Source organism: Sphingomonas arvum, from assembly GCF_026013565.1.
Taxonomy (GTDB): domain Bacteria; phylum Pseudomonadota; class Alphaproteobacteria; order Sphingomonadales; family Sphingomonadaceae; genus Sphingomicrobium; species Sphingomicrobium arvum.
The window spans coordinates 1,019,540-1,042,779 of the sequence record NZ_JAPDOB010000001.1 but is presented as its reverse complement, the minus strand read 5'-3'; the positions used below and the strand labels follow the sequence as shown (position 1 = coordinate 1,042,779).

At 64.2% G+C, this 23,240-nt stretch carries 30 protein-coding genes; 8 read left to right on the top strand and 22 right to left on the bottom strand.

What is annotated here, in order from left to right:
* Positions 1-2: 2 nt before the first annotated feature.
* Genes OMW55_RS05150 through OMW55_RS05140 form a run of 3 tightly spaced genes read left to right on the top strand, consistent with a single transcriptional unit; the run spans position 3 to position 1,729 of the window.
* Positions 3-938, top strand: coding sequence for a fumarylacetoacetate hydrolase family protein (locus tag OMW55_RS05150; protein WP_264881340.1), 936 nt, complete (start codon positions 3-5; stop codon positions 936-938).
* Positions 935-1,393, top strand: coding sequence for a VOC family protein (locus OMW55_RS05145; protein WP_264881339.1), 459 nt, complete (start codon positions 935-937; stop codon positions 1,391-1,393). The genes OMW55_RS05150 and OMW55_RS05145 overlap by 4 nt, the downstream gene beginning before the upstream one ends.
* A 3-nt stretch (positions 1,394-1,396) precedes the next feature.
* Positions 1,397-1,729 (top strand): hypothetical protein, encoded by a 333-nt coding sequence (locus OMW55_RS05140; RefSeq protein ID WP_264881338.1) that lies wholly within the window; start codon positions 1,397-1,399, stop codon positions 1,727-1,729.
* A gap of 133 nt (positions 1,730-1,862) precedes the next feature.
* Here OMW55_RS05140 and OMW55_RS13840 read toward each other — a convergent pair whose 3' ends face one another.
* Genes OMW55_RS13840 through OMW55_RS13910 form a run of 3 tightly spaced genes read right to left on the bottom strand, consistent with a single transcriptional unit; the run spans position 1,863 to position 2,663 of the window.
* Positions 1,863-1,958 (bottom strand): LuxR C-terminal-related transcriptional regulator, encoded by a 96-nt coding sequence (locus OMW55_RS13840; RefSeq protein ID WP_319950661.1) that lies wholly within the window; start codon positions 1,956-1,958, stop codon positions 1,863-1,865.
* A gap of 55 nt (positions 1,959-2,013) precedes the next feature.
* Positions 2,014-2,451, bottom strand: a complete 438-nt coding sequence (locus OMW55_RS05135) for a response regulator (protein WP_319950654.1) — start codon at positions 2,449-2,451, stop codon at positions 2,014-2,016.
* Positions 2,448-2,663: an ATP-binding protein gene (locus OMW55_RS13910; RefSeq protein ID WP_407822121.1), complete on the bottom strand. Its 216-nt coding sequence runs from the start codon at positions 2,661-2,663 to the stop codon at positions 2,448-2,450. Before OMW55_RS13910 ends, OMW55_RS05135 begins: the two co-directional genes overlap by 4 nt.
* Here OMW55_RS13910 and OMW55_RS05130 point away from each other — a divergent pair.
* The 3 genes from OMW55_RS05130 (at position 2,634) to OMW55_RS05120 (ending at position 4,178) form a co-directional block, all read left to right on the top strand.
* Positions 2,634-2,783: a hypothetical protein gene (locus tag OMW55_RS05130; protein WP_264881337.1), complete on the top strand. Its 150-nt coding sequence runs from the start codon at positions 2,634-2,636 to the stop codon at positions 2,781-2,783. The two genes, OMW55_RS13910 and OMW55_RS05130, sit on opposite strands and share 30 nt — an antisense overlap.
* A gap of 195 nt (positions 2,784-2,978) precedes the next feature.
* Entirely contained in the window at positions 2,979-3,206 is a 228-nt protein-coding gene (locus OMW55_RS05125) for a winged helix-turn-helix domain-containing protein (protein ID WP_264882010.1), read from the top strand.
* Positions 3,207-3,284: 78 nt separating this feature from the next.
* Positions 3,285-4,178, top strand: a complete 894-nt coding sequence (locus tag OMW55_RS05120; RefSeq protein ID WP_264881336.1) for a polysaccharide deacetylase family protein — start codon at positions 3,285-3,287, stop codon at positions 4,176-4,178.
* A gap of 169 nt (positions 4,179-4,347) precedes the next feature.
* On the opposite strand, the gene OMW55_RS13905 is transcribed toward OMW55_RS05120, so the two are convergent.
* Both OMW55_RS13905 and OMW55_RS05115 read right to left on the bottom strand, forming a co-directional pair.
* The gene (locus tag OMW55_RS13905; protein WP_407822100.1) at positions 4,348-4,794 is read right to left on the bottom strand and encodes a DUF5681 domain-containing protein; all 447 of its coding nucleotides are present in this window, start codon (positions 4,792-4,794) and stop codon (positions 4,348-4,350) included.
* Positions 4,795-5,138: 344 nt separating this feature from the next.
* Complete coding sequence (locus OMW55_RS05115; protein WP_264881335.1) at positions 5,139-6,695, bottom strand: site-specific DNA-methyltransferase; 1,557 nt, start codon at positions 6,693-6,695, stop codon at positions 5,139-5,141.
* Between the two features lie 329 nt (positions 6,696-7,024).
* On the opposite strand from OMW55_RS05115, the gene OMW55_RS05110 reads away from it, so the two are divergent.
* A complete protein-coding gene (locus OMW55_RS05110) occupies positions 7,025-7,588 on the top strand; it encodes a D-Ala-D-Ala carboxypeptidase family metallohydrolase (RefSeq protein ID WP_264881334.1) in 564 nt (187 codons plus the stop codon).
* Between the two features lie 4 nt (positions 7,589-7,592).
* Here OMW55_RS05110 and OMW55_RS05105 read toward each other — a convergent pair whose 3' ends face one another.
* From OMW55_RS05105 to OMW55_RS05030, 16 genes are all read right to left on the bottom strand, one after another.
* Positions 7,593-8,072 (bottom strand): A24 family peptidase, encoded by a 480-nt coding sequence (locus OMW55_RS05105; protein WP_264881333.1) that lies wholly within the window; start codon positions 8,070-8,072, stop codon positions 7,593-7,595.
* Positions 8,069-8,875: a tetratricopeptide repeat protein gene (locus OMW55_RS05100; RefSeq protein WP_264881332.1), complete on the bottom strand. Its 807-nt coding sequence runs from the start codon at positions 8,873-8,875 to the stop codon at positions 8,069-8,071. The genes OMW55_RS05105 and OMW55_RS05100 overlap by 4 nt, the downstream gene beginning before the upstream one ends.
* The gene (locus tag OMW55_RS05095) at positions 8,872-9,774 is read right to left on the bottom strand and encodes a LytR C-terminal domain-containing protein (RefSeq protein ID WP_264881331.1); all 903 of its coding nucleotides are present in this window, start codon (positions 9,772-9,774) and stop codon (positions 8,872-8,874) included. The genes OMW55_RS05100 and OMW55_RS05095 overlap by 4 nt, the downstream gene beginning before the upstream one ends.
* Before the next feature lie 7 nt (positions 9,775-9,781).
* The gene (locus OMW55_RS05090) at positions 9,782-10,756 is read right to left on the bottom strand and encodes a type II secretion system F family protein (RefSeq protein ID WP_264881329.1); all 975 of its coding nucleotides are present in this window, start codon (positions 10,754-10,756) and stop codon (positions 9,782-9,784) included.
* Positions 10,757-10,760: 4 nt separating this feature from the next.
* Positions 10,761-11,762, bottom strand: a complete 1,002-nt coding sequence (locus tag OMW55_RS05085; RefSeq protein WP_264881327.1) for a type II secretion system F family protein — start codon at positions 11,760-11,762, stop codon at positions 10,761-10,763.
* Complete coding sequence (locus tag OMW55_RS05080; RefSeq protein ID WP_264881325.1) at positions 11,759-13,150, bottom strand: CpaF family protein; 1,392 nt, start codon at positions 13,148-13,150, stop codon at positions 11,759-11,761. Before OMW55_RS05080 ends, OMW55_RS05085 begins: the two co-directional genes overlap by 4 nt.
* Before the next feature lie 3 nt (positions 13,151-13,153).
* Positions 13,154-14,365: an AAA family ATPase gene (locus OMW55_RS05075; protein ID WP_264881323.1), complete on the bottom strand. Its 1,212-nt coding sequence runs from the start codon at positions 14,363-14,365 to the stop codon at positions 13,154-13,156.
* Between the two features lie 19 nt (positions 14,366-14,384).
* A complete protein-coding gene (locus OMW55_RS05070; RefSeq protein ID WP_264881322.1) occupies positions 14,385-15,032 on the bottom strand; it encodes a TadE/TadG family type IV pilus assembly protein in 648 nt (215 codons plus the stop codon).
* The gene (locus OMW55_RS05065) at positions 15,026-15,559 is read right to left on the bottom strand and encodes a TadE/TadG family type IV pilus assembly protein (RefSeq protein WP_264881320.1); all 534 of its coding nucleotides are present in this window, start codon (positions 15,557-15,559) and stop codon (positions 15,026-15,028) included. Before OMW55_RS05065 ends, OMW55_RS05070 begins: the two co-directional genes overlap by 7 nt.
* Complete coding sequence (locus OMW55_RS05060; RefSeq protein WP_264881318.1) at positions 15,559-17,184, bottom strand: pilus assembly protein TadG-related protein; 1,626 nt, start codon at positions 17,182-17,184, stop codon at positions 15,559-15,561. The genes OMW55_RS05065 and OMW55_RS05060 overlap by 1 nt, the downstream gene beginning before the upstream one ends.
* 16 nt (positions 17,185-17,200) lie before the next feature.
* Positions 17,201-17,485 carry a hypothetical protein gene (locus tag OMW55_RS05055; protein WP_264881316.1) on the bottom strand — a complete coding sequence of 95 codons (285 nt, stop codon included), beginning with the start codon at positions 17,483-17,485 and terminating at the stop codon, positions 17,201-17,203.
* Positions 17,475-19,034: a type II and III secretion system protein family protein gene (locus OMW55_RS05050; RefSeq protein ID WP_264881315.1), complete on the bottom strand. Its 1,560-nt coding sequence runs from the start codon at positions 19,032-19,034 to the stop codon at positions 17,475-17,477. Before OMW55_RS05050 ends, OMW55_RS05055 begins: the two co-directional genes overlap by 11 nt.
* Positions 19,024-19,926: a Flp pilus assembly protein CpaB gene (cpaB, locus tag OMW55_RS05045; protein WP_264881314.1), complete on the bottom strand. Its 903-nt coding sequence runs from the start codon at positions 19,924-19,926 to the stop codon at positions 19,024-19,026. Before cpaB ends, OMW55_RS05050 begins: the two co-directional genes overlap by 11 nt.
* Positions 19,927-20,030: 104 nt before the next feature.
* Positions 20,031-20,240, bottom strand: a complete 210-nt coding sequence (locus OMW55_RS05040; protein ID WP_264881312.1) for a Flp family type IVb pilin — start codon at positions 20,238-20,240, stop codon at positions 20,031-20,033.
* A gap of 24 nt (positions 20,241-20,264) precedes the next feature.
* On the bottom strand, positions 20,265-20,468 hold the full coding sequence (locus OMW55_RS05035) for a Flp family type IVb pilin (protein WP_264881310.1): 204 nt from the start codon (positions 20,466-20,468) through the stop codon (positions 20,265-20,267).
* A gap of 388 nt (positions 20,469-20,856) precedes the next feature.
* Entirely contained in the window at positions 20,857-21,630 is a 774-nt protein-coding gene (locus OMW55_RS05030; protein ID WP_264881308.1) for a DUF2569 domain-containing protein, read from the bottom strand.
* 164 nt (positions 21,631-21,794) lie between these two features.
* Here OMW55_RS05030 and OMW55_RS05025 point away from each other — a divergent pair, with 164 nt between their 5' ends.
* Positions 21,795-22,934: a glycosyltransferase family 87 protein gene (locus OMW55_RS05025; RefSeq protein ID WP_264881307.1), complete on the top strand. Its 1,140-nt coding sequence runs from the start codon at positions 21,795-21,797 to the stop codon at positions 22,932-22,934.
* Here the strand turns inward: OMW55_RS05025 and OMW55_RS05020 are convergent.
* On the bottom strand, positions 22,931-23,116 hold the full coding sequence (locus tag OMW55_RS05020) for a DUF3008 family protein (protein WP_264881306.1): 186 nt from the start codon (positions 23,114-23,116) through the stop codon (positions 22,931-22,933). The genes OMW55_RS05025 and OMW55_RS05020 overlap by 4 nt on opposite strands.
* Positions 23,117-23,240: the final 124 nt, after the last annotated feature.

Genomic DNA, 23,240 nt, shown 5'->3' with positions numbered 1-23,240 from the left:
CCATGACTCCCTACCGCCTTGCGACACTCAAGCACGATGAACGGGAACTCGCCGCCATGGTGATTGGCGAGGACCACTTTGCACTCAGCGAGGTTTTCCCCTTCGATCCCGGTATTACGGTCATGGATATCCTCTCGTCCTGGGAGCGCTCGGCGGTTCTCCTGCAAAGCATCGCTGACGACATCGGCGAACGCGGCTTGACGGGATTGGCGCCGTTGCCTCGGAACGGCATCGAGCTGCTTACCCCGGTCCGCTATCCGAATAAGCTCATCGCTGTCGGGGCGAATTATCCCGGCCACCTCGCCGAGATGGGGCTCGAAGCTCAGAAATGGGCTTCCATGCCCTTCTTCATTCGGCCGCCGACCACCACGATGGTCGGACCCGGAGTCACTGTCGTGATCCCGCCCTCTACAAAGCAGTTCGATTGGGAGTGCGAGCTGACCATCGTCATCGGGCGACGGCTCACCAAGGTTGATCGGCACGAGGCAGCGAGGTCGGTAGCTGGCTACACGATTGGCCTTGACCTGTCCTGCCGCGACCTAATCCCGGCGCACAACGACCTGCAGATCGATCTCCTGCGCGGGAAAGCTCAGGACACAATGGCGCCTTGCGGCCCTTACTTCGTGCCGACACCTCATGCCGGCGATGTGGATGCGCTGCCGATCAGGCTGTGGGTCAACGATGCCTTGATGATGGACGGCTCGACCAGCCAGATGCTCTTCAAGGTCGATGAGATGATCGCTACCATCAGCCAATATCTCACGCTCGAACCGGGCGACATGATCATGACGGGCTCGCCTCCTGGTTCGGCCGGCGTCCACGGTAATGCCTGGTTGAAACCGGGCGACCGAATGCGAGCGGAGATCGGTTCGTTGGGCACCTTTGAGGTCACTTGCCTTGAACAGCTTGCACCCGCAACCGTTCAGGCTGCAGCGTGACGCAGGGGCTCGAGAGCCCTCGGCTCATACTCGGCATCCATCATCTCAAGGTTGCCGTCAGCGATCTCGATCGTTCACTCGCCTTCTACGAGGCCGTGCTGGGTGCTGAGCGGATTCCGAAGTACGACCACTTGCTCGAAGATGGTACACCCTACGCGTACATCTTGAGCGTGCCCGGTCTCCGGTGCCTACTCGAACTTCGCCTCAACGAGCGCCAAGCAGTTCAGCATCGCGGATTTGATCCGCTCACGCTCGCAGTGGCTGATCGCAAGGCGCTGATCCTCCTTGCTGGGCGCTTTTCGTCGCTCGATCTTGCCTGCTCACCGATCCTTACGGGCCTGCTTGGCTGGCTGCTCATTGTCGAAGATCCCGACGAACTACGACTGCGGTTCTACACGCAGGAGGCTCACGGCCCGGAATTGGTACCGGATGAGAACGAGCGCTGGCTCAGCTGAGCAGTGCTGGTGCTGGACGGTCATCTCACCGGCCTGCAACAACGGACACCATCGATGAGTGATCAACGTCAACAGGCAGCTGCCGAGTTCCGCCGTATCCTCAAGGTCATTGTTGCGATCACGATTGGCTTTACGATCGCGGCGATCACCTACCTCGGGGCCACGGGCGAGCTTTACGTCCACATGGTCGTTGCTGTCATCGGTGGCGTCTTCATCTCCGTCGTTCTTGGCTGCGGTCTATTCGCTGCCGCCTTCTTCAACGACAAGAGCAGCCACGACAGATCGTCAACGAAGCTACCGCAGGCCCGACAGAGGGGCGAGCGCGGCACGATCTGAATGCTACGAACATGTAGTCAGCTTGGAGCAAAGAGTGACCTCCACGCTGCTGGAAGAAGCTCCGGTCGCACACTAAGCTGCCGCCGGAGGGCCGGCGATCAGAGATCTATCGTTCCGCGTCGGGCCGCAACCGTCACCGCATGGTGCGATCGGAGACGCCGAGCTTGAGAAAGATGTTCTTGAGGTAGGCTTTTACCGTTTCCTCGGCGAGAGAGAGCTCCCAGGCAATCTGCTGTTCGCTCGTCCTGCGGCTACGAGCAGCAATACCTGTGTTTCCCGCTCACTCAGCATGTTTCCGACCGCGTGAGGGCAATGTCCTTGGCTACGGAGGCGGGCAGATGTCGCTCCCCTCGGTGCGCTGCGCGGATTGCCTCTACCATTTCATTTCGGATGGCGCTCTTGAGAAGGTAGCCGACGGCTCCTGCCTTTAACGCGCTGAGCGCCTTCGCGTCGCCAGCATAGGTTGTGAGCACCAGGATCTGCGCCTCGGGGTCCATGGCCCGTATCTTGCGAATGGCTTCTACTCCATCGAGCTTCGGCATTTGCAGATCCATGAGCGTGATGTCAGGTCGCAATCGCCCATAAGCCTCGACTGCGGCTTCCCCGTCCTCGGCTTCGCCAATCACCGCGAGGTCGGGTTGGCTCTGGATCATGAAGGTTACCCCTTCTCGGATGATCGGATGATCATCGACCAGCAGGATTTTGATGCTCGCCTGCGTCACTGCATGCTCTCCGCTGCAGTGGCTGACCGGAACAGTGACTGCCACCAGGGCACCGCCCGGGAAGCATAAGCTGATCTGGCCGGCACGACCAGGTTCAACGAAGCACCTCGGGTCGGACGACTGGCAAACTCCAGCTGGCCGCTGATAGCGCTCGCCCGCTCGCGCATCCCGGGCAGGCCGAAATGACCGTCGCGTTGCCCGCGCTCGAGCATTTTAACCGGGAAGCCGGTCCCGTCATCCATGACTTCAACCCGGAGCTCACTTCTGCCGACTTGCCGGCGCGGATGAAGATACGATCAGGCAAGACCTTCGAACAGCAAGGATCAGGCTGATGAACTTGGTGGTTCCCGCCGCCGTCCTCAACAATGGCTTCCTCCCGCTTGGACCACGATTACGGCCCGGGTGATCGTCCCCTGGCACACTTGATGAGTTTGAAGTCCTGCCTTCCTTTCGAACGCTCCTTCACCTGGGCCGACCGGTGAAGATTGGAAGCCGCGCCTTCGACCTTGTTAAAAGGCGGCCGGATCGTGCCGAGAGCGACGCTGATGGACATCGTCTGGTTCGACACGATCGTCGAGGATGCGAGTTTTCGATTGCAGGTGGCCGCTGTTCGCAAGGCCCTGGGAAGCGCAGGTGACCTGATCAAGACCGTGCCAGGCCGCGGCTATCTTCTTGCCGGACCCAATCCTCCGAATTTGGTAGGCGGGTGGGACGCCAACTCCGATAAGCGTACTTTTACCTTCGTCGAGCCTTGAACTCGAAAGTGCTGTGCGATTCGGAAAGCCACCTTCCAAGGTCGCGGGTAGCCCAGCTTTCTTTAAGAGGGGTTCGGCATGATGACGGATGCGGATTTCTGGCCGAACGGCGCGCGACTGGCCGTGAGTTTCTCGTTGATGTTCGAAGCAGGTGGCCAGCCTTTGTCCGGCGCCGAAGGCATCATACCGGAGCCGATCGCGCCGGGCACGATCGACCTGCCGACCAATGCCTACTTCGCCTATGGCTATTACGAGGGCATTCCGAGGCTGCTTGACCTATTCGACAAGTATCGGGTCAAAATGAGCTCATTCATGGTGGGTCAGGCCGTGGACGCCAATCCTGATATTGCGCGGGAGATCGTTCGGCGGGGGCACGAGGCGGCCGCACATGGCCGAGTCTGGGCAAACAGCTATCAGCTCTCCCGAGAAGAAGAAAAGCGCTTCATCGCAGACAGCGTGGAGTCCATAGCCCGAGCAACTGGGCAGACTGCTATCGGTTGGAACGCCTACTGGATGCGAAGTTCCGTTCACATCCTCGAGACCCTGCAGGAGCTCGGATTCCTTTACCAAATCGATGAGCCGAGCCGTGATGAGCCCTTCATCACGAGATTGAACTCCCGCGATTTCGTGACAGTCCCCTACACGTTTCACATGAACGATATCGTAGCCTTTCCAGAGGCGGGCTGGAACGCAGCGGCCTACGAGCAAGCGCTACGCGACGAATTCGATCAGCTCTATGATGAGGGCTCTGTACGCCGGCGCATGATGGTGATTAGTCTTCATGACCGAGTGTCGGGGCATCCTGCCCGCGTCAGATCGCTTGAGCGCTTTCTTTCCTACGTCACCGGCAAGCCGGATGTGTGGTTTGCCCGCAAGGACGACATAGCAAGGTACGTGCTCGAACGAAGGAACACGACACCTGTACTTGAGCGGGGTTCTCCGTACGGCAGCGGACTAGCGGGTCCTTGCTGAAAGGACGGTTCAATAGAGCATGTGCAAATCCGCCTACTATTGCCGCGCGAGCCCCTCACTCGTAAGCGCGTGATAGATCAATATCACCAAAAACAGCCCAGTTCTGCACCCCGGAGAGATCACGAGACTGGGCCGCCTTACACAGTGAGTCTACGCAAGACGGTGAGCATTAGCGCGGACATACCCTCCACGCTGGAGGCATTCCGAGAGGTCGGCCATCCGTGTACCTGTACTGGATCTCCCACATCTCCTGGCTCAGCTTTTCGGGAAGAATGAGAACCCCTTTTGCGACATCCCGTTCGTCATCCGGAACTTCGCCAAGGAGCTTGTTATATAGCTTCTGACCCATAGGGTCTCCGTTTGCCGTCGCATTCCGCACCGCCAAAAGCAGTACTTCCAGTCTGGGCATCCTACGCACTGAACCACCCACCCGCACCTCAATGAGCTCCATGGCTAAGCGCTGGAGAATGGGCCTTCTGCCCTGCGCACTTTTTGGCCGACCGGCAGGATTAGGACAGTACCCCTTCGCCCACTTGTGACGCGCCGGCGGGTGGCAGTAGCCGACGTACTCCTCAGGATCTTCGTTTAGCGGCTCGTCGCTTGGGTCTTGGGCCATAGTGCGGTTTCCATCGCTCTTCAGGGACTAAGCCATCATGCAGTCCTGCCCAGGGAGGTGGGCCGTAAAGATCGTACATCGCGGACCAGGCTTCGCTACTCCATTCCCTGGGGATGACTTGAACGTAAGAGTGATTATCTGGCTTCCCTGCCTGCCCGATTAGCCCATAGCGCATGAACTCGCGGAGCAGACGACTGGCTGCCGCCATGTCACCGCCGCAAGCTTTGGCTGCTTCCCGCAACATGCCAGTCTCGTAAGCGCCGATGGGCTTGCGCCCCTCCGCACCACGGCCGACGGGGCTCTCGAGGATCTTCCTTACGTCAACCTGCAGCAGCACGTTCCTCTTACGACGGCTCATCCCGGTGCACCTCCGGCAGCACTGAGCGCCGCTCTTGGCGTTCTGCGGCAACTTCGCTCGGAGACTGCCCCGTGCTCTCAAGAGAAACGAATAGGCCTACGTGCGCCGCCCGCGTAAGGATCAAGTCGCAATAGTACGGATCAAGCTCCACCATTCGAGCACGACGCCCGGTCTGCTCTGCCGCGATGAGCAACGTTCCCGATCCCGCGAAACCATCCATGACTAGGTCCCCGCGGTCACTTGCGTCGCGGATTGCCTCGGCGATCATATCCGCGTTCTTCACCGTTGGATGGAGCTTGAGGTCGGCTCTCCTGCTGCTGCTATTCGCACCGGGGAACTGCCAGACGTTAGTGCGGTTTCGCCCATTTACTCCCAAGGCAACGTTGTTCTTGTGGGCACGCTTCCCTTTCTTGAACAGCGTTACAAGCTCGTGCTGTGAGCGGTAGAAGCTGCCCATCCCTCCGCCATTCGTTTTCATCCAAACGATCACGTTTTGTAGCCCGTCGTAGTGGCCCTCCCCAGCCTGGAGGAGATCGCCGATGGAGCGCCAGTCCATGAAGATGTAGTGCAAGGACCCGGAGCGACTGAATGCAGCGAGGTTTCTGCACATATCGGAGAGAAATTGCTGAAACTCAGGTCGGCTAAGTTCACCTGAGCCAGCAACGAATTCGGCGTGCTTCGTTGATCCCAAACCTGAAATCTCGCCGTTAACTTTGCGATTGTATGGAGGGTCGGTGATGACCAGATCAGCCCGCTCTCTGCCGAGCAAACGATCATACGTTTCGGCTTTGAGAGCATCTGAACATATGAGCCGGTGATCGCCTATGAGCCAACAGTCACCAAGCTCGGTAATGGCCGGCACGGATCGATCAACGGCGCAGGGTTCTGGCTCCTCTTTCACTTTCACCTGCGAGTTTGCGGCATCTTGCAACAGCTCAATCTGATCAAGCTCATAACCGGTCGCCAACAGCTCGGGCATCGGAAGCAGCTCGACCAACTCTGCCAGCTCTTTGGCAAGCAGCTTCTTGTCGTAGCTGCCGAGCTCCGACATGCGATTGTCTGCAAGCACAAGCGCCCGCACCTGCTCAGGCGAAAGATGCTCTAGCTTGATCACCGGGATGCGACTTAGGCCTTGGCGTTTCGCAGCCGCCCAACGGGCGTGTCCTGCGATGAGTACGTGGTCTTGGTCGACTAGACAGGGCACCACAAAACCGTAGGTGGCGATTGCCTGGGCTAGCTTCGTGATCTGCTTGGCGCTGTGAACTCTTACGTTTCCGGGACGCTCCCTGATTACGTCGATAGGGAGCTGCACAATCTTCAGTTCTGATTTTGGCATGAACGCCTCCGCGGCAGCAAACTGCCGTTCGATTTGTGAAACCAGCGCTTCTGCGCTGTTGCGGGAAGGCCATTGGCCAGGCCGGCATTGCCGGAGTGCGTTGCCAGCACATTGTGCTGCGCTCTGAACGACGCGTTGCGCCGGAATCGATTGTTTATGAATCCTTGCAGACTCAGCGTCAAGTCGCCCCGTGAAAGGAGGCCGCATCTGCCAAGAGAGCTCGCGGAAAGCGTTGCACCTGGACCTGATAACCGGGTGCTGCTTCGCTGTTTTACAGGCGACTATTCCGTGTTTGCTCCGCCCGAACTTAGGCGGACCAAGTGTGTTTTCGCCGGATCTCTGCCGAAATCCAGGTTGTCAATCGCCGGCGGGTGCGGAGATATTCCGTGTATTTCGGCGGAGACCGGTTCGCTCGCGACTGCGCGCGTCACCAATCCTCTGTGTTGCTTGACTCTCCTGCGCCGCAAGCGTTTAACTCCCGTTTACGGCTGAGCCTGAGCGGCAGTCGTGAAATGGGCAGAACAGGGGGCGGGACGATGGGTCGTTTCGTTTTTGCTAGCGCGCTCCTGGCGATCGCTTCGGCAGCGCAAGCGGACACGAACTTCGGCGAACGGGTCGTGCCGGGTGCGGCGGCGGCACCGATGACGCTCGTTCCCGGCACCCTTCCTTCCATGGGCAAGACGCTGGTGCCGCTCACCAGCGACCGCTCGCCGGCGGCTTTGCCGGTCACGGGCGCGCTGTCGCTCTCGCAAGCGGTGCTGTTCGCGAAGCGCTGGGGACACGTATCGAGCACCTACCGGTCGCCCGAACACAACCGCGCGGTGGGCGGCGTGCCTAACAGCTTTCACCTGAGCGGCCGGGCGATCGACATCGTCCGCGCGCCCGGCGTGCACCATTATCAGATCGTCGCGGCGTTCCGCTCCGCTGGCTTCCGCCTGGTAGAGTCACTCGACGAAGGCGACCATAGCCACCTGGCGTTCGCCTGGAGCGGCACGCAATGGCGGCCGTTGCAGACCACCACGGCGGCCCGGACCGCCACCGCGGTCGCCGAAAACGCCGGCACCAACTGGAAATGGGTCTACGCGCCGCGCACTCGCTAAAGCTTCAGCCGACGCGCCCGTACCACAAGATCAGCAGCGCGCCCGCTGCAATCGCCACGCCATACGGCACGCTGCGCCGTTTGCGCATGCCTTCTGATTGCGCAGCGGGCCCGATCAACACCTTGGCTAGCATCAGGAGCGCGAGCACGCCGCCGGAGATCAGGATGGCGGCGATCAGCCAAGGCGCCCCTTTCAGGTCGACCCACAGGGCAGTGGCCGCGAACAGCTTCACGTCGCCCGCGCCCAGCTTGTTGCCAGCATAGGCAAACACGCCAAGTCCGAGCAGCACGGCAAAGACGAGAAAATTCTGCCACAGCCGAACCTGGGGTCCCACCATCACCATCGCGGCGATGCCGGCGGCCAGTACGGCTAGCACGAGCAGGTTGGAGATCTTGCGGACCAGGATGTCCTGGACCGCCGCCGCCACCAACAGGGCTGAAAGAAGGATCGCAAGCCACGCCGGCACTGTGTTCAATAGGTTCATCTTGTCGTCGTCTGCCCCACCCGAAGATTGTTGTACGCCCGCTCGTACCACTCGCCGCGGACCTCCACGGCCCTGGTGAAGGCCGCGGTTGCCCGCGCTTCGTCGCCAAGCAGCCTGGCCCCAATTCCCGCATCGTTCAACCGTGCCGCATAGTCCCGGTCGTTCTCACCTGCCCGGCGACGTGGCAGGTCGTCCGTCAGGGCGTCCCGCGCCAGCTCCAGATTGTCGGCGATCAGCCTGTTGCCGGGCTCCAGCGCGGCGGCCTTAGCGAACGACTGCTCCGCCTCGCGCCACTGCCCTTGCATCAACCTCGACCACCCTTGGTTGCTGAGCACGGCGGCAGTGCCCGGGGTCCGCCGCAGCGCTGCGGCATAGGCTGCCTCGGCCGCGGCCCAATCGCGGCGGCGATCCGCCAGCACTCCCAGGAGGTTGAATGCCTGCCAACCGGCGTCGGGCCGCGCGGCTGCCCGCTGGGCGAAGCCCTCGGCTTCGTCATTCGCGCCGAGCCGCGCCGCAGCCGTGGCGGCATCGACCAGCAGGGCCGTGTCGTCCGGCGCTTTCCGCAGCACCTCGCGCAGCCGCGCCAGCGCTTCGCCGTTGCGCCCTTCCGCCAGGGCCAGGCGAGCCAGCAGGGGATCGACCTCGGCTTCGGCAGCTCCTTGTCCGACGGCAGCTGCGATCATCCGCCGAGCCTGCTCCGTCCGGCCGGCGTCCAGCGCGTGCGCCGCCTGCACCATGGCTGGTGACACGCTGGCAGGTGGGCCGGCCAAGGCTAGCTCGGCCGCCAGCAACAGCGCGATCACGGCATCCCGGCGGCGCGGCGACCAGACATGTCACGCCCCAGCAACATCACGATCTCCGGTGCGCGGTTCGGCCGCAGCACCGTTACCCCCAGTTCCCGCCCAAGCCGCTCGGCAGCCACCCGCCGCGTCGTTGGATAAAGGATTACACTGCGCGCCAGCGGGGCAGGTGCGTTGCCGATTGCCAGCCGCCGCCAGCCCTGCTCGCTCAGGTAAGCGCGGGTACGCGCGGCGAGACCCTGCGCACGAGCGGCATTGAGCAGCCGGATCGATGGGGCGGCGAACTGGACCGGCGCGGCAGATTGCGGCACCCGCCAACGAGGCTTGGCGCTTGTAACAAGCGCCACCTCACCGAACGACAGCCGCTCCAGTCGAGGACCGCTGGCACTATGCTCGACAATCGGCTCAGTCGGCAAAGTTACGGTGACCACCTCGGCCACCTTCGGGGCCGCCGCTTTGACCGGGGCCGCGGTCGGTAGCGCAACCGTCACTGAGGCGCTCGCGACTGCGGCGATTTCCTTCCGCACGGCCGCCGCCTCGTCCCGCGAACCGGCCAGATCGAGCGACGTTGCCATGCGGGCCAGCACCGCACCATCGGTCGGCGCCAGCGCCAGCGCCGCTTCGTAATTGCGTCGGGACAGGTCGAAGCGGCCCATCCGGTCGTAGCAGTCGGCCATACCGACCAGAGCCGCCACGCTCGCCGGGTCTTCGCGCGCCGCGCGGCGGTAGGACTCCAGCGCCAGCGCCACGTTGCCCAGCGCCAGTTGCCCATGCGCATAACCGATCCGGTCCGCCGCCGCGCTTGCCGGCAAACCGCCGACCGCGCGGATAGCAACTTTCTGCGTCGCACAGCCCGTGGCGGTGAGCGCCACGGCGCCAATCAGAACCCCCGCAATACGCATCGTTCCCCTACCCTCCCAAGGCCGGCACCAGCGACCGAACCACACGGATCGCCGCCGGCAGCATCAATACGCCGATCATCGTTGGCAGCATGCAGGCGACCAGCGGCACAGACAACAGCACCGGCAAGCGGTGAGCTTTCTCCTCCGCCCGCATGCGCCGCTTCTCACGCATTTCCGCGGCATAAGTACGCAGCGTCTGTCCAATGGAGGAGCCAAGCTTCGTCGACTGGATCAGCAGGGTCGCGAAGGCCCTGATCTCGTCCACTCCCGCTCGGTCGGCCATCCGTCGCAGCGCATCTTCCCGGCTGCGGCCCGCGCGCAACTCGAGCACAACTTCGCCGAACTGTTCCGCCAACAACGGATGGGCATGGGTCAGCTCCATGCCCACTCGCGCGAACGCGGCTTCCAGACCGAGCCCGCCCTCCACGCACACCAGCAGGAGGTCCAGCGCGTCCGGGAAGGCATGGACCAGCGCCTCGCGCCGGCGCTCCGCCTTGGCCTGGACGAACAAGGCCGGCATGTAGAGCCCGAATGCCGCGGAGATCACCAGCATGAAGTACAGCTTGACCAGACCCGGCGATGAACCGCTCAGCAGCAACATGCCGAACGAAAGCAGCGGCAGCCCGATCACCAGCGCCAGCCGGATCAGCGTATAAAGCCGGGGCGCATAGGGCGCGGTGAAGCCCGCGGCGACCAGCTTGGCTCGTAGGCTCTCATCCTTGCTATCGACCAGCGACAAACCGCGCTTTTCGATCGTTTCCACCAGCCGCGCCCAGGCGCTTTCGCCCGTATCTGCGCGCAGCGAAGTGCCTTCCGCTCCGAACCGCCCAGTTGCAACGCCCGCTTCGGCCACGCGGCGGCGGGTTACCTCGCGAGCGGCCAAGGCGCTTGCTCCGGCGAAGCTCACCGCAACGACCGCTACGAACAGCAGGCCAAGCACCAACACTCGCACGAGGGGAAATTGGCTGAATAGCTCGACCATGACGCTACACCTTGAGATTGACGAGCTTGCGGATCCATATGAATCCGACGACATAGAACAGCAGCAGACCGGTGAATCCGGGCACAAAGGCCGGATCATCCGCCACATCCAGGTAGAAGCCTGGATTCATCAGGAACAGGCCGGTGAACGCCAGAACCGGCAAGGCGGTCAGCATCACCGCCGTCATCCGCCCTTCGCTGGATAGCGCCCGCACCTTCAGCATCATGGAGTGGCGTTCGCGGATCACGGTGGAAAGGTTCTCCAGCACTTCGGCGAGGTTGCCACCCGTTTCCGCCTGGACCGACAGGGACGTCACAAACATCCGCATGTCATCGGAATCCCACCGTTCGGCCATCGCCTGCAGCGCGTCGCGCAGGTCGGCGCCGTAGGTCACCTCGTCGACCACCAGTCCGAACTCGCTGCCGATCGGGTCAGGCATTTCGACTGTCAACAGGTCCAGCGCTGCCGCAATCGGATGGCCGGCACGCAGGCCGCGGATGAATACGTCCAATGCGACTGGGAACTGGTCCTGCATCTTCTTGCGGGTCCGGGTCGCCCGTACCTGCAGGTACATGATCGGGATCATGCCGCCGATCAGCAGGGCGAGCGTCGCCAGCATCAGGAGGCGCCCGAACCCAAGTGCGGTGCCGGTTGCGGCGGCGACCACCAGAAGCAGCAAGAACAGCACGGCCGGCGCCAGCACGACACCCAGCATCAGCCGGCCCAGAGGCATCGTCAGCTGCGCTGCGACCAGCAATCGTTCCAACCGCAGTGCCAGGCCGCGAACCAGCGGCGGCAGCCGCTCGGATACGACGCTGCCTTGCCGGCGCAACAGCTGCATGGTCTCCGCGTTGCTGTGGCCTCGCCCGATCAGCCGCAAGCGTAGGTTGACTGCCTTGCCCTCCGCCCGGTCGCGGGCGATGGCGGATACCACCGTTTCGACGATCAGCAGCACGGTCGCGAAAATGCAGACCAGCACCAGCGCTTTCAGCCACGCGGGATTCATGCTTCGAACTTCATGTCGGGGCGGAACAGGTCGGTCGACAGGCTGATCCCGTGCGTCGACAGATAATCGAGGAACCGCGGCCGAATGCCCGTTGCCTCAAAACGCCCGAGCACCTGGTTGTCTCCGCTCATGCCGGTCTGCCGGAAGCGGAAGATCTCCTGCATGGTGATGATCTCGCCTTCCATGCCGGTGATCTCGGCCACGCTGACCAGCCGCCGCCGTCCGTCGGACAGGCGGGCGACCTGAATGACGATGTGGATGGCCGAGGCGACCTGCGCTCGAGCGGCGCGTGCCGGCATGTCGATGCCGCTCATGCCGATCATCTGCTCGATGCGTGACAGGGCGTCGCGCGGTGTATTGGCGTGAACGGTGGTCATGGAGCCTTCGTGACCCGTGTTCATCGCCTGCAGCATGTCGAACGCCTCGCCGGCGCGCACCTCGCCGACGATGATCCGGTCCGGCCGCATGCGCAGTGCGTTTTTGACCAGGTCACGCTGGGTGATCTCGCCCTTGCCCTCGATGTTCGACGGCCGCGTCTCCAGCCTGGCCACATGCGTCTGCTGCAGCTGCAGCTCGGCCGAGTCCTCGATGGTGACGATCCGCTCGCGGGAGTCAATGAACGCCGACATGGCGTTCAGCATGGTCGTCTTGCCCGAACCCGTGCCACCGGAAATCAACACGTTGCGCCGCGACGCGACCACCGCTTTGAGAACCTCGGCAATGGCCGGCGGCACCGACCCGATCTCGACCAGGCGGTCGAGGCTGATCGGCACCTTTGCGAACTTGCGGATGGACAGCAGCGGACCATCGATCGCCAGTGGCGGCACCACCGCATTGACGCGGCTTCCGTCCGCCAGGCGCGCATCGACCAGTGGCGCGCTCTCGTCCACCCGGCGACCGACGCTCGACACGATCTTCTGGATGATCCGCAGCAGGTGCTTGTCATCCTTGAACCGCACCGCCGTGGGCTCCAGCACACCGTAGCGCTCCACGAACACCCGCGTCGCGCCGTTGACCAGGATGTCGGTGATGGTCGGGTCCTTGAGCAGCGGCTCGATCGGCCCAAGCCCGAGCAGCTCGTCAAGCACGTCCGCGACCAGCTGCTTGCGCTCTTGCTGGTTCAGCGCACGGTCCTGCTTGTCCAGCTCCTCGCGGATGATGTCCCCGATCTCATCCTCGATCTGTTCGCGGCTGAGCGTGTCCAGCGCCGACAGGTTGATCAGGCTAAGCAGCCGCTGGTGCAGCTCGACCTTCAGCTCCGTGTTGACGTCGCGCTGCGCAAAGGCCCCGGCGTCGCCGAGGGTCATCAGCCGCCGTTCTTCGAAACTCACCGCCTGCGGCCGTACTTCGGTGGCCTCATTCGTGTCGGGCTTGCGGAATTGCCACATGGCTTAGCGCTCCAATCCGAAGTCAGCGGCCAGCGCCGCACTGATGGTGTCCAGGTCCTTGCCGATCGCGCTCTTGCGGCGGATCTCGTCGAGCGGCACGCCGCGCTCGATCGCCGCGGCCAGCACCTCGGGGTCGTCCGTCACGGTGAAATCCACCGCCCGGCCCAGCGCCTGCTCGACGTCGGCCAGCTTGATCGCCGACCCTCCGCCCAACAGCTTGCGGACGTTCCGATTGACCACCAGCTGCAAGGGCACTTTGCCAAGGTCCTGCTCACTCAGCAGGTCCAGTTGGCGCCGCGCGCGGTTCAGGGCAGCGACGCTCAGCTCGGTCACCAGCAAAATCTTGTCGGCTCGCGCGATCAGCGACAGCGACCAGTTGGTCCAGTTCGCCGGCAAGTCCACGAACACGGTCCCGAACTCGCGGGTGGCACGGTCGATCACGGCGATCACCTGGTCGCTGCTCACCGCATCCAGCGGCATCAGCTGACCAGGCGCGGCGACAACATTTAGGCCGCTCGGGTGGACCGCGGCCACGGACCGCAGCAGTTGCCCGTCCAGGCGCGCGCCCGCTTCCACCAGGTCGCACACCGACAGGCGCGGGTGCAGGCCCAACTGGAACGCCGCATCGCCAAACTGGATGTCCAGGTCGATCAGGCAAGCTTCGCGGTGAGCCCGCGCTTCGGCGGCGGCGTAGCGGCAGGCGAGCTGGCTGGCGATTGCGGTTGCACCGATACCGCCCCGGCTCTTGATGAACAGCACCAGCTTTCCGTGCGCGGTTCGCGCCGGCGTAGTAGTCGCAGCCTGCACCTCCGGTTCGGCCCTGACCTGGGTCACGGAGGCTTCCAGCTCTTCCAACGTGAGTGGCAGCGGCACCACATCGTGCGCCCCGCTCTTCAGCAACGACCGGACCAGCGCCAACGGCGGCTCGTAGGTCGCGGCGATCAGCGGCGTCCGGCTCATCTCAGCCAATTTTTCGAACCGCTTGATCGACGCCGGACTGTCCGCGTCCACCTGCACCACCGCCACTGCCGAGGCCGCCACGTCGGCCGCGTCTATCCACTCTGTCACCGGGCACAGCGACAAGGTGATCGGCAGCCCGCACACCCGCTGCCCGAACAGCGCACCGATATCGCCCTCGGCACTGCTGAGATAGAGGTGCACTCCTGCCTCGATACCCTGCGGGCGGAAGGTGGAGCCGACATTAGGCTGATCCATGACGCTCACTGCTCGTCCCTCAGAAGCTGGTGGTGCCCGACAGATCTTCTGCCGGGAGAGTGGTTGAGACTTGCGGCAATTTCAGGCTCGCGAAAGCCATCGTCGTGAGCAGCGGAAACGCCATGCCATTGTCCTGCTTGCTGCTGTCGGCAACCAGCTTCACTGTGACCAGCGGCTCGATGTCCGTGCCGTTCGGATCGCCGGCGAAGCCCAGGCCGGAGCCGCGATATTCCACCACTACATTCGAGGCGGTGATTTCGGGCCGGATCGACTGCATGCGCGGCATCAGGACTTTGCTGAACAACTCGGTATCTTCGAAGGTCAAAGGATCCGCCGGACAAGGGGCCGTCTTGCACGTGCACGCGGTGGACGTGCAGCGGATTACGCCGAGCGCCGCCGCCGGTATGCGGTCGCCCTGTGTGAGGACAACACCACCCACCGTCTTGCCGACGTACGACGTGCTTGTGAGCTCCTTCGCCAATGGGTTGGTCACCGCCAACATGCGCGCGCCCACCTGGGTGGCCTTCTCCGATTGATTGACGGTCCACACGTAGCGCCCGGCGTCGATGATGCCGAAGATGAAGATGAGCAAGGGCGTCAGCACCAGCGCGAACTCGGCGGCACTCGCGCCCTGCTCGTCGCGAAGAAAGTTGAGGAGCGTCACCATCCGATCACCGCTGCCTGCTGCTGTGCCTTGAGCGAATAGGAACCGCCCGCCAGGCCCAATGTGGCGAAGATGGTCGGGTAGTTGACCGTTGCCGCCACGGTTACGCGCGGGGCGCCGACCACGTTGCCGGCGGTGTCCTTCACGTTCCCGTAGAAGCCCCCGAGGGTGGTGCTGCCGGCCATCTTCGTGCAGTCGACCGACATGGAAAAACCGTCGTCGGTCCAGCCGGGCATCCGCTCTGCCCCGCCGCTGAGTACACCCTTCTGCACGATGGTTCTGGTATTGGTGTAGATCGTGCCGAGGTCCGACGCCGTGGTGCTGCCGCACTTCGCCGAATAGGTCGAGATGTCCTGCCGCGCCGCGAACCGGGCGCCGTCCCGCACGGCCTTCACCAGAATATGCTCGTTGTAGAAATAGCTGCCGAGTTCGATCGAACCGAACAGGATGGCGGACAGGATTGGAACGCATAAAGCGAACTCGACGGCTGCGCCGCCGCGTCGGTCGGGGATGATCGCGCGGAGCTGCATCAGCGCACCAGGTAGGGCACGTCGCGGCGCACCGTCTGTGCGGTCTGCGACGCCGTCCCCGTTCCCTTGGTCTTGCCGATCACCTCCATGTAAATGGAGTCCTTCAGCGAACCGTTGCCGCGTCCCTCGATTGTGGGTTCGACTAGAAACATGTCGGCCCAGGCGCCGATCGTCACCTTGCGCGACGAGCCGCTCAGGGCCGAGCAGTTCTCCACCACAGCCACGGACAACACGCGGCGGTCGGTGCCCGGCGTAATGGTTCCCGATGAGCACAGCGGCTTGCCATATTGTTTGGCGTTACCCACAGTCGTTGCCGACCCGTATGGCATGTTCTTGTTGGTGAGTTCCCACAGGTACGTCTCGTACCGCGTGATCGTCTTCCAGTTAGTTGGCACCAAGGACGGGTGGTAGGTATCGAAATAATCCTTCCGGGCCCACTTGCCGTCCCCGATCTTGTTGGTCTCGTTGGCCTTGCCCAGCGTTCCGTTCACGTTGGCGCACGAGCGGCTGTAGCTCAGATAATGGCAATTATCCTTCGGCAGCCCCATGCCCTTGATGACCGTATCAAGGCGGGTGTCGTCCGTTTGTCCCGGATCGTAGGCGATCGGCGCGAAATCGTTCGGAGGCGACAGCAGATACCATCCCTGATTATTGGTGGTGATCTTGCAGCTATTGCCGGTGGTGGTCGTATCGTCCTTGAACACGTCCTTGACGGTATTGAGGGCCGCCGGACACTTCCCGTTGAAGCAATCGCCCAACGTGGTCCCCTTGCCCCCTGCGAAATCGTAAAGGTCGAACCGCGTGTTGATCGCATCGTAAAGCGCCTGCGGATTGCCCGTGGTTACCTGACCGGTATCGGTCTGGTAGCAATCCAGGTTCAGATCCTGAAAGGCGAGCGCCTGGACCAGCTCTGCGTTCGATCCCGCGCCCACATCCAGGAAGCCGAAATCGCCCGGTCCCCAGGCCACGTTCGCCGCCCCCGTTCCGCTCTTGTCGTTGCCGTGGCCGGTGACCTGGATCCCGACGCCCTTGTACGAGTCAGGATCGAACGTGGTACCCGGCTTGGGATTGCAGATCATCAACGGCGGGACTTTGCAGATCGCCGAACCCATGCCCGCGGTTGCCGCCGCGTCGATGATCCCGGACCGGAAGGCGCCCACGATCGGCGTGAACGCGTAAACCGCTTCACGCCCTGTCACTTCCACCTTCACGAATTTGGCAGTGGCATCCGCAGCGGTGCCCGCACCGTAACCGCTGCTATCGGCCTCGGCGTTGGCCTTGGTGGTATAAAAGGTTACCCGAGCGAAGGCCTTGCCGCCCTTGCTCCCATCCTCACCGGTCGCGACCGCAATTCCGCCGGAATCGTTGGCGAAGCGGGTCTCGTTCGACAGTAGCTTCTGCGCCGCGGCAACCGCCCGCGTTGTGGAGCCATCGCTTCCGTCCAGCTGCGTCGCTGCGGCCAGCGCCGCCTGATCCGCGGCCTGCTGCAACTCCGTGTCGAGCGCCGCCAACCGCGCATAGTCGAAGGCGATGCCGCCGGCTGCGATCAACGCGAACAAGGACATGGCAACCGTCGGTGCGACGGCTCCGTCCTGGTTACGAACGAGTGATCCCCAGCGCGTCACGGCTCACCTCCATTCCCTAGCGCGGCCCCGAGCTCGACCCGGTGGTCATGATTTGCGGCTGCTTCACGTTATCGGTGCGCATGCGCTTCACCGCGGCCGTGCCCGTGTCGGCGCGGGTGCCCGGCTGGCTTGCGTCCGCAGGATAGACCGGATCCGGATCGATCGTCTGGAGCGCGGCATTGTATTTGGTCGCTTCGCCGAAGTCGGCGCCGATGTTCGGCGCCGCCTCGTTCGGCGTGGCGCAGGCTGCCGGCATTCCGGCAACCGCACAGAGCAGGGCGACCCGCAGCTTAGAGGACATGCCCATACTCCTTCTCGAGACCGATGGGACCGCGCGCGGCCGATCCCGTCGCCGCTCCAACCGGAGTGGTCGGCGGTGGCGGCGGTGGCGGTGCTGCGCGCGGCGCGCCGCGGGACAGGCCCGGCACCAGCGGTACGCCCGTGTCCGTCCGGCCGTTCAGGAAGAAGTCGGCGTCGTTCGGCTGCTTGGCCGTGTCGGTCGGCAGCTTCAACGCTCCCGCGCGCACCGGACGCACCAGGCGCGGCGTGACGATGATCACCAGCTCCGTCTCGTCCTTCTGGAAGCCGTTCGAGCGGAACAGCGCGCCGATGATCGGGATCGACCCAAGCCCCGGGAACTGCCGCACCGTGCTCTGGAAGTCCTGCCGAAGCAGCCCGGCCATGGCGAAGCTCTCGCCGTCGCGCAGCTCCACCGTGGTCCGCGCCCGCCGGGTCTGCAGCCCGGGGATGCGCAGGTTGTTGATGACGATGGACGCGGTCGGGTCGATGGAGCTCACTTCCGGCGCGACCACCAGGTTGATGACCCCGTCCGCCAGCACGGTCGGCGTGAACGCCAGGCTCACGCCGAACGGCTTCCATTCCACCGTGAAGGTGCCGGTGTTGCCACCGCCGCCGTTGCCGCCGCTGTTCTGCACCACCGGCACGGGGAACTCGCCGCCCGCCAGGAAGCTTGCGGTCTCGCCCGACAGGCTGACCAGCGTCGGCTCGGCCAGCGTGGTGATCGCCCCCTTGCGCTCCAGCGCGTCGAGCGTCGCTTCGAAGTTGCCGCCCAGGATCCGGAACGTGCGCGACAGGATGCCGAAGCTGTCGACAATGGAGCCGAGCTGCAGCAGCGGCGCGCCCGGCACGGTGGTCGTCACACCACCAACATTGATGGTGGTCGGCGCTCCCGGCGTCAGGCTGGCCCCGCCGCCGATCGCGCCGGCGAAGCCGTTGTTGCCGCCGCCCTGGATAAAGGTGCCGACGCCAATCTGCTTCAGCGCCGACCGCTTCACTTCGGAGAAGCGGACTTCCAGCATGACCTGCTGGGCCGATCCCAGCGACATCATGTTGACGACCTTGCCCGGCGCGTAGGTCTCGGCCAGCTGCACCGCGCGGTCCGCAGCGGCGGCGCTCGACACCACGCCGTCAAGCACGATGCTGTCGTTGCTCATCCGCGCGCCGATCTGGTCGCTCGGCATCACTTCCGACAGCTGGCGCTTGAGGCCGGTCACGTCGGGCCCGACAACTACGTCCATGACGGCGATCAGGCCGTTGGCGCGGTCGTAAAGCGTGAGGCTGGTGGTGCCGGTCTTCTTGCCCAGCACGTACAGCGACCGGTCGGTCAGCGGCAGCACGTCGGCCACCTCCGGATTACCGATCAGTGCCCGGCTGTAGGCCCGGTCCGACCGGATCACCTGGCTCTTGTTGACGGGCACTGCCAGCTCGCCGGCATGGACCCCGTCAGCGACGCTGACTGCCCCGGCCTGCGCGGCCGCGCTCGTGGGAACCGCCGTGGCGGCCAAGGCTGCGGCCAGTACGGCCGCCCCGCTCCTGAAATTAGCCAGCATAATCCCCCACTGTGTAAGTGTCGCCCTTCGTCCCCCGGACGACTTCGACATTGGTGCCAAGCGGCGGCGCCGGCGTTGCGGCCGCGACCGGGCGCGGCGCGGGCCGGCGCACCGGCGCCGACACCCGGCGCACGGGCCGGGCCTGCGCCACGGGCTGCCAGCCGGGCGCATGGGTGTAGCCGTAACGCAGGTCATTGAGGTTGACCGTCTGCACCGCGGTCAGCTGCTGCTCGGCGCCGGGCTTGCGCAGCACCAGGCTCAGCGAGCCGGCCTGCTGGGCCAGCGCGAGCTTCTGGGCGTCGAGCGGATCGACCTCCAGCGTGGCGGTCCGCGCCACGCTTGGCTTGCCCTCCGGATTGTCGGCCTGCTGGTCGGTCGCCAGCACCCGGACGTTCTGCAGCAGCACGTCGGTGACCTGGCCATTGTTGGCGCTCGGCAGCGAGCGGGTGATCAGCACGTCCACCGCATCGTTGGGCTGGACGAAGCCGGCCACGCCCGACACATCGTCGATCCGCACGGACACCGCGCGCTTGCCGTCGGCCAGCAGCGCGGCGATGGAGGCGCCCTGCCCCTTGCCGGTGACCTTGTCGGCCATGATGGGTTCGTTGATCGCCATCGGCCGCAGTGCGACCCGGCGCGCATTGGCCGGGATCAACTCGGCCGCGTTCGTGAAGCTTCCGGCCGGAATGGCCGACGCCGGATATTCGACGAACTTGATCTTGTCGGGCGTCAGCTGCGCCCCGTACTGCAACGGCACCGCGGCTACGGCCACGGGCGTCATCTTCTTATTGTTCCGCTCTTCGGTGGCGGTCAGGAAAGTATTGGCCAAGTAGACGGCGATCAGACCCGCGAAGATCGCGATCCCCAGTGCGATAAGCGTCTGCCGTCTCATGACGCGCCCCCCCTTCCGCGATTTACCCCGCGAGAATGTGACTTACTCGTAACGATTAATCAAGATGGCGGGGCCGCCTAGCGTGGCGACCCCGCCATTCAAGCTTACTTGATCTCGCCGCAGGTGGTGCCGGCAGCAGTCGCCGTCGGCGGGTTGGCGATGCAGTCTGCGGCCTTGGTCATGGCGTTCTTGATCGAACCGCCCAGCGCCACGGAGGCAACGGCGATGCCGGTACCCACGATCGCGAGGATCAGCGCATATTCGGCCGCCGAAGCGCCGCTCTCGTCACGCAGCATGTTGATGAAGGTGTTCATGTCGATCTCCTCGTCCCGACTGGCTTACTTGACGGCGCCGCAGGTCGTCGCGCTGGCAGCTGGCGGGTTGGCGATGCAGTCCGCAGCCTTGGTCATGGCGTTCTTGATCGAACCGCCCAGCGCCACGGAGGCAACGGCGATGCCGGTGCCGACGATCGCCAGGATCAGCGCATATTCGGCCGCCGACGCGCCCGACTCGTCCTTCAGCATCGAGATGAAAGTGTTCATGTTCCTACCCCTTTGTTCAGCTCGGCCGCCGGCCCAGTCCGGGTTGGCCAGTGAGCGCCGTGAGGATCAGGGAACAACTTCGACCGCCCGCGAATTCAGCAGGTTACGGCCACCGTTGGGTGAGCCCCCAAGCCACTCAGCTGGGGGAAAGCTGCTGCCATGTTAATGGACTGTCAACCAATCGGATTAAATCCGCGTTATACGACGGGTTGGCGGAAATTGGCCGTAAGTTCCTGTCTCAGCAGCGTTTTCGCGCGCGAGCGAGCAAGGGTCTAGTACTTTGGAATTGTCTCATTACCGGACGTTTTTGCGTCCGTGTGGCGGGAAAACGGTCGTTTTCTCAACATTCTGAACGCGAATCAGGGCGCCCGGACTGCGACTCGGGCCGTCAGGCCGCGACTCGGCTCCGGTAGGTGACGTTCACCCGCTTCGACAGCAGCAGGTAGGGCAGCCACACGCCGATGCTGATCAGGACCTTGGTCACATTGCCGTGCAACATGTCGTGCAGCGGCGCGGCCACCGTTGCCGGCAGCCCTGGGGTGGCTCCGATCAGCCTGGCGGCGACCAGCTGCATCAGCAGGTCGACCCCCCAGATCGCCGCCAGCAGCCGCGGGAACAGCGGCACCCGGTGCAGCGCGGCGACGAACGCCACCGCATAAAGGCTGGTCAGCAGCACCACGTCGAGGCTCATGGTCGTATGCAGCACCAGCAGCCAGGTGGGCACTGGGCCGGAAATGGCCGGGATCGAGCCCAGATATTCCATCGCCCGCACCGGGATGTTGAGCAGGATGCCGACCAGCAGCGAGACCATGATGCCCTTGGTCCCGTACAGCGGATGGCAGCGCGCCTCGGCCCGCCCAACGTCACGCCACTGCCCGACGCGCGCCAGGCGATGCTCGGGCTGCGGCTGCCGATCGCCGTCCGCGAACCAGCGCCGTGCCAGCAGAACGGAAACAACCGGCGCGAACACCAGCAGGATGTAGGGAAGCACGCTGCCCAGCACCGGGCCATGGATTGGCGGGCTGGTGGCGACGCGGGCGGTGGCGGCAAGTCCGGCCAGCAAGAGCCAGCCGATCAGGAAGCGGTCGAAGCGGGTTTCCAGCGTCGCCAGGACGGCCGCCGCCTTCGCTTCGTAACGCTGGCTGAGACGGCTCCAGATCATCGCTTTTCCGCTGCCTTCCTCTGCTCGTCGCCCTCCCTAGTTCGCTACTGCTTACTGCATCGTAAACCGGACGGCGGCGGCTTGCGTTCCCAGAATTGCGGTTGCGTAACGAGCCGCTTGCAGCTGGTCGCCGGGCGCGTCACAACGGGGCTGGGGGGACGCAGATGGAGGCCGCACAAGTTGCAAGCCCGGCGCTGACGGAGCGGCGGCCGCCGCTGCTCCGCACCGCGGCGGTCGGGTTCGCCCTGCTGTTCGTCGGCATCGGCCTGCTCGCGCTCAGCTGGAACGCCCGGGAGAACTTCCTCAGCGATTATCTGAGCTTCTGGGCGGCGGGCCACTTCGTGCTCGGCGGCAAGGCCCCGCTCGCCTACGACCTGTGGCAGCACCGCGCCTTGCAGGAATCGCTGGTCGGCCCGCTCGACGGCAATATGCCATTCCCCTATCCGCCGCCCTTCCTGTTCGCAGTCACCCCCTTCAGCCTAGCCCCGTACGTCCCGGCGTTCGCCTTGTGGGTGGCGGTCACCGCCATTCTCTACTGGCGGGTTGCCAAGTCGTACGCGCCTACGCCCTTTGTCATGTCCCAGCCCGCCGTGCTGATGACCTACCTGCTAGGGCAGAGCTCGTTCGTGGTTGCCGCCATCCTGCTCGCCGGCCTGCGCCGCTTGTCTGAGCGACCATTTGTCGGCGGCCTGATCTTGGGCCTGATGGTGATCAAGCCGCAACTCGCGCTTCTGCTGCCGGTGGCGGTGCTGGCGGGTCGGCGATGGGCCGCGATTCCGGGTGCCCTGCTCAGCGCGGGCGTCGCGCTGCTGGCGGCCTGGGTGGTGTTCGGCACCGCCACCTACCGCGGCTTTCTCCAACTGATGCCGGTCTACACCGGGTGGTTGCGCGGGAATGGCTGGCCGTGGGATGAGTTTGCCACGCCCTACGCGTTTGTCCGCTATTTCGGCGGATCACTGGCGGCCGGCATGGCCGTGCAGCTTGCCTTCGCTGCCTTCGCGGTGGGCGTTACCGCGCTCGCTTGGGCGCAGGACTGGCGGGAGAAGGTGCCGGTGCTCGCGGCCGCCACCCTGCTGGTCTCACCCTATCTCCTGACCTACGACAGCCTGTTACTGCTGGTGCCCGCCGCCTGGTGGATCGGCCAGGGCCGGCGTACCAGCCTGATTCTAATCGTGTGGCTCGGCTGCTGGCTGCCGATCGGCCACTTCCTCGCCATGTATTCGGGTCCCAACACGATCCCACTCGCGGTACTGGTTGCGCTTGGTGGGCTGCTGCACGACCGCTGGATGAGGGTCGCAGACTAGTCGCCCACGTGGCTCGGTTTACCCTTTCTGCTGGTCGACGCCATCTTCTTCAGCTCGGCCTCCGACATTGACTCGAACATGCTCTTGCTCGCGCCCTTGAGGCTGCTCCTTGGCGCCTCGCCTTCCTTGACGGACAGGGCGATGCCGGCCGCCTGCTGCTGGGCGTTCGACTTGGCTGGCATTTCCAATCTCCTCGCTTCCCGCTCGATTAACCCGGGACAGGCGGCCACCGTTCCGGGCCGGGGAACCGACCTGCCGCTGCGGCATTGCTCCCGTTAACCGCGGGCGACTTCCCGCGCCTCCCAG

Bases quoted from the DNA above. Each gene is read 5' to 3' on its own strand.
- OMW55_RS05150 (WP_264881340.1), top strand. From the start codon at position 3: ATGACTCCCTACCGCCTTGCGACACTCAAGCACGATGAACGGGAACTC.
- OMW55_RS05130 (WP_264881337.1), top strand. From the start codon at position 2,634: ATGACCGTCGCGTTGCCCGCGCTCGAGCATTTTAACCGGGAAGCCGGT.
- OMW55_RS13910 (WP_407822121.1), bottom strand. From the start codon at position 2,663: ATGCTCGAGCGCGGGCAACGCGACGGTCATTTCGGCCTGCCCGGGATG.
- OMW55_RS05120 (WP_264881336.1), top strand. From the start codon at position 3,285: ATGATGACGGATGCGGATTTCTGGCCGAACGGCGCGCGACTGGCCGTG.
- OMW55_RS13905 (WP_407822100.1), bottom strand. From the start codon at position 4,794: ATGGCCCAAGACCCAAGCGACGAGCCGCTAAACGAAGATCCTGAGGAG.
- OMW55_RS05115 (WP_264881335.1), bottom strand. From the start codon at position 6,695: ATGCGGCCTCCTTTCACGGGGCGACTTGACGCTGAGTCTGCAAGGATT.
- OMW55_RS05110 (WP_264881334.1), top strand. From the start codon at position 7,025: ATGGGTCGTTTCGTTTTTGCTAGCGCGCTCCTGGCGATCGCTTCGGCA.
- OMW55_RS05105 (WP_264881333.1), bottom strand. From the start codon at position 8,072: ATGAACCTATTGAACACAGTGCCGGCGTGGCTTGCGATCCTTCTTTCA.
- OMW55_RS05095 (WP_264881331.1), bottom strand. From the start codon at position 9,774: ATGCGTATTGCGGGGGTTCTGATTGGCGCCGTGGCGCTCACCGCCACG.
- OMW55_RS05090 (WP_264881329.1), bottom strand. From the start codon at position 10,756: ATGGTCGAGCTATTCAGCCAATTTCCCCTCGTGCGAGTGTTGGTGCTT.
- OMW55_RS05085 (WP_264881327.1), bottom strand. From the start codon at position 11,762: ATGAATCCCGCGTGGCTGAAAGCGCTGGTGCTGGTCTGCATTTTCGCG.
- OMW55_RS05080 (WP_264881325.1), bottom strand. From the start codon at position 13,150: ATGTGGCAATTCCGCAAGCCCGACACGAATGAGGCCACCGAAGTACGG.
- OMW55_RS05075 (WP_264881323.1), bottom strand. From the start codon at position 14,365: ATGGATCAGCCTAATGTCGGCTCCACCTTCCGCCCGCAGGGTATCGAG.
- OMW55_RS05070 (WP_264881322.1), bottom strand. From the start codon at position 15,032: ATGGTGACGCTCCTCAACTTTCTTCGCGACGAGCAGGGCGCGAGTGCC.
- OMW55_RS05065 (WP_264881320.1), bottom strand. From the start codon at position 15,559: ATGCAGCTCCGCGCGATCATCCCCGACCGACGCGGCGGCGCAGCCGTC.
- OMW55_RS05055 (WP_264881316.1), bottom strand. From the start codon at position 17,485: ATGTCCTCTAAGCTGCGGGTCGCCCTGCTCTGTGCGGTTGCCGGAATG.
- OMW55_RS05050 (WP_264881315.1), bottom strand. From the start codon at position 19,034: ATGCTGGCTAATTTCAGGAGCGGGGCGGCCGTACTGGCCGCAGCCTTG.
- cpaB (WP_264881314.1), bottom strand. From the start codon at position 19,926: ATGAGACGGCAGACGCTTATCGCACTGGGGATCGCGATCTTCGCGGGT.
- OMW55_RS05040 (WP_264881312.1), bottom strand. From the start codon at position 20,240: ATGAACACCTTCATCAACATGCTGCGTGACGAGAGCGGCGCTTCGGCG.
- OMW55_RS05035 (WP_264881310.1), bottom strand. From the start codon at position 20,468: ATGAACACTTTCATCTCGATGCTGAAGGACGAGTCGGGCGCGTCGGCG.
- OMW55_RS05030 (WP_264881308.1), bottom strand. From the start codon at position 21,630: ATGATCTGGAGCCGTCTCAGCCAGCGTTACGAAGCGAAGGCGGCGGCC.
- OMW55_RS05025 (WP_264881307.1), top strand. From the start codon at position 21,795: ATGGAGGCCGCACAAGTTGCAAGCCCGGCGCTGACGGAGCGGCGGCCG.
- OMW55_RS05020 (WP_264881306.1), bottom strand. From the start codon at position 23,116: ATGCCAGCCAAGTCGAACGCCCAGCAGCAGGCGGCCGGCATCGCCCTG.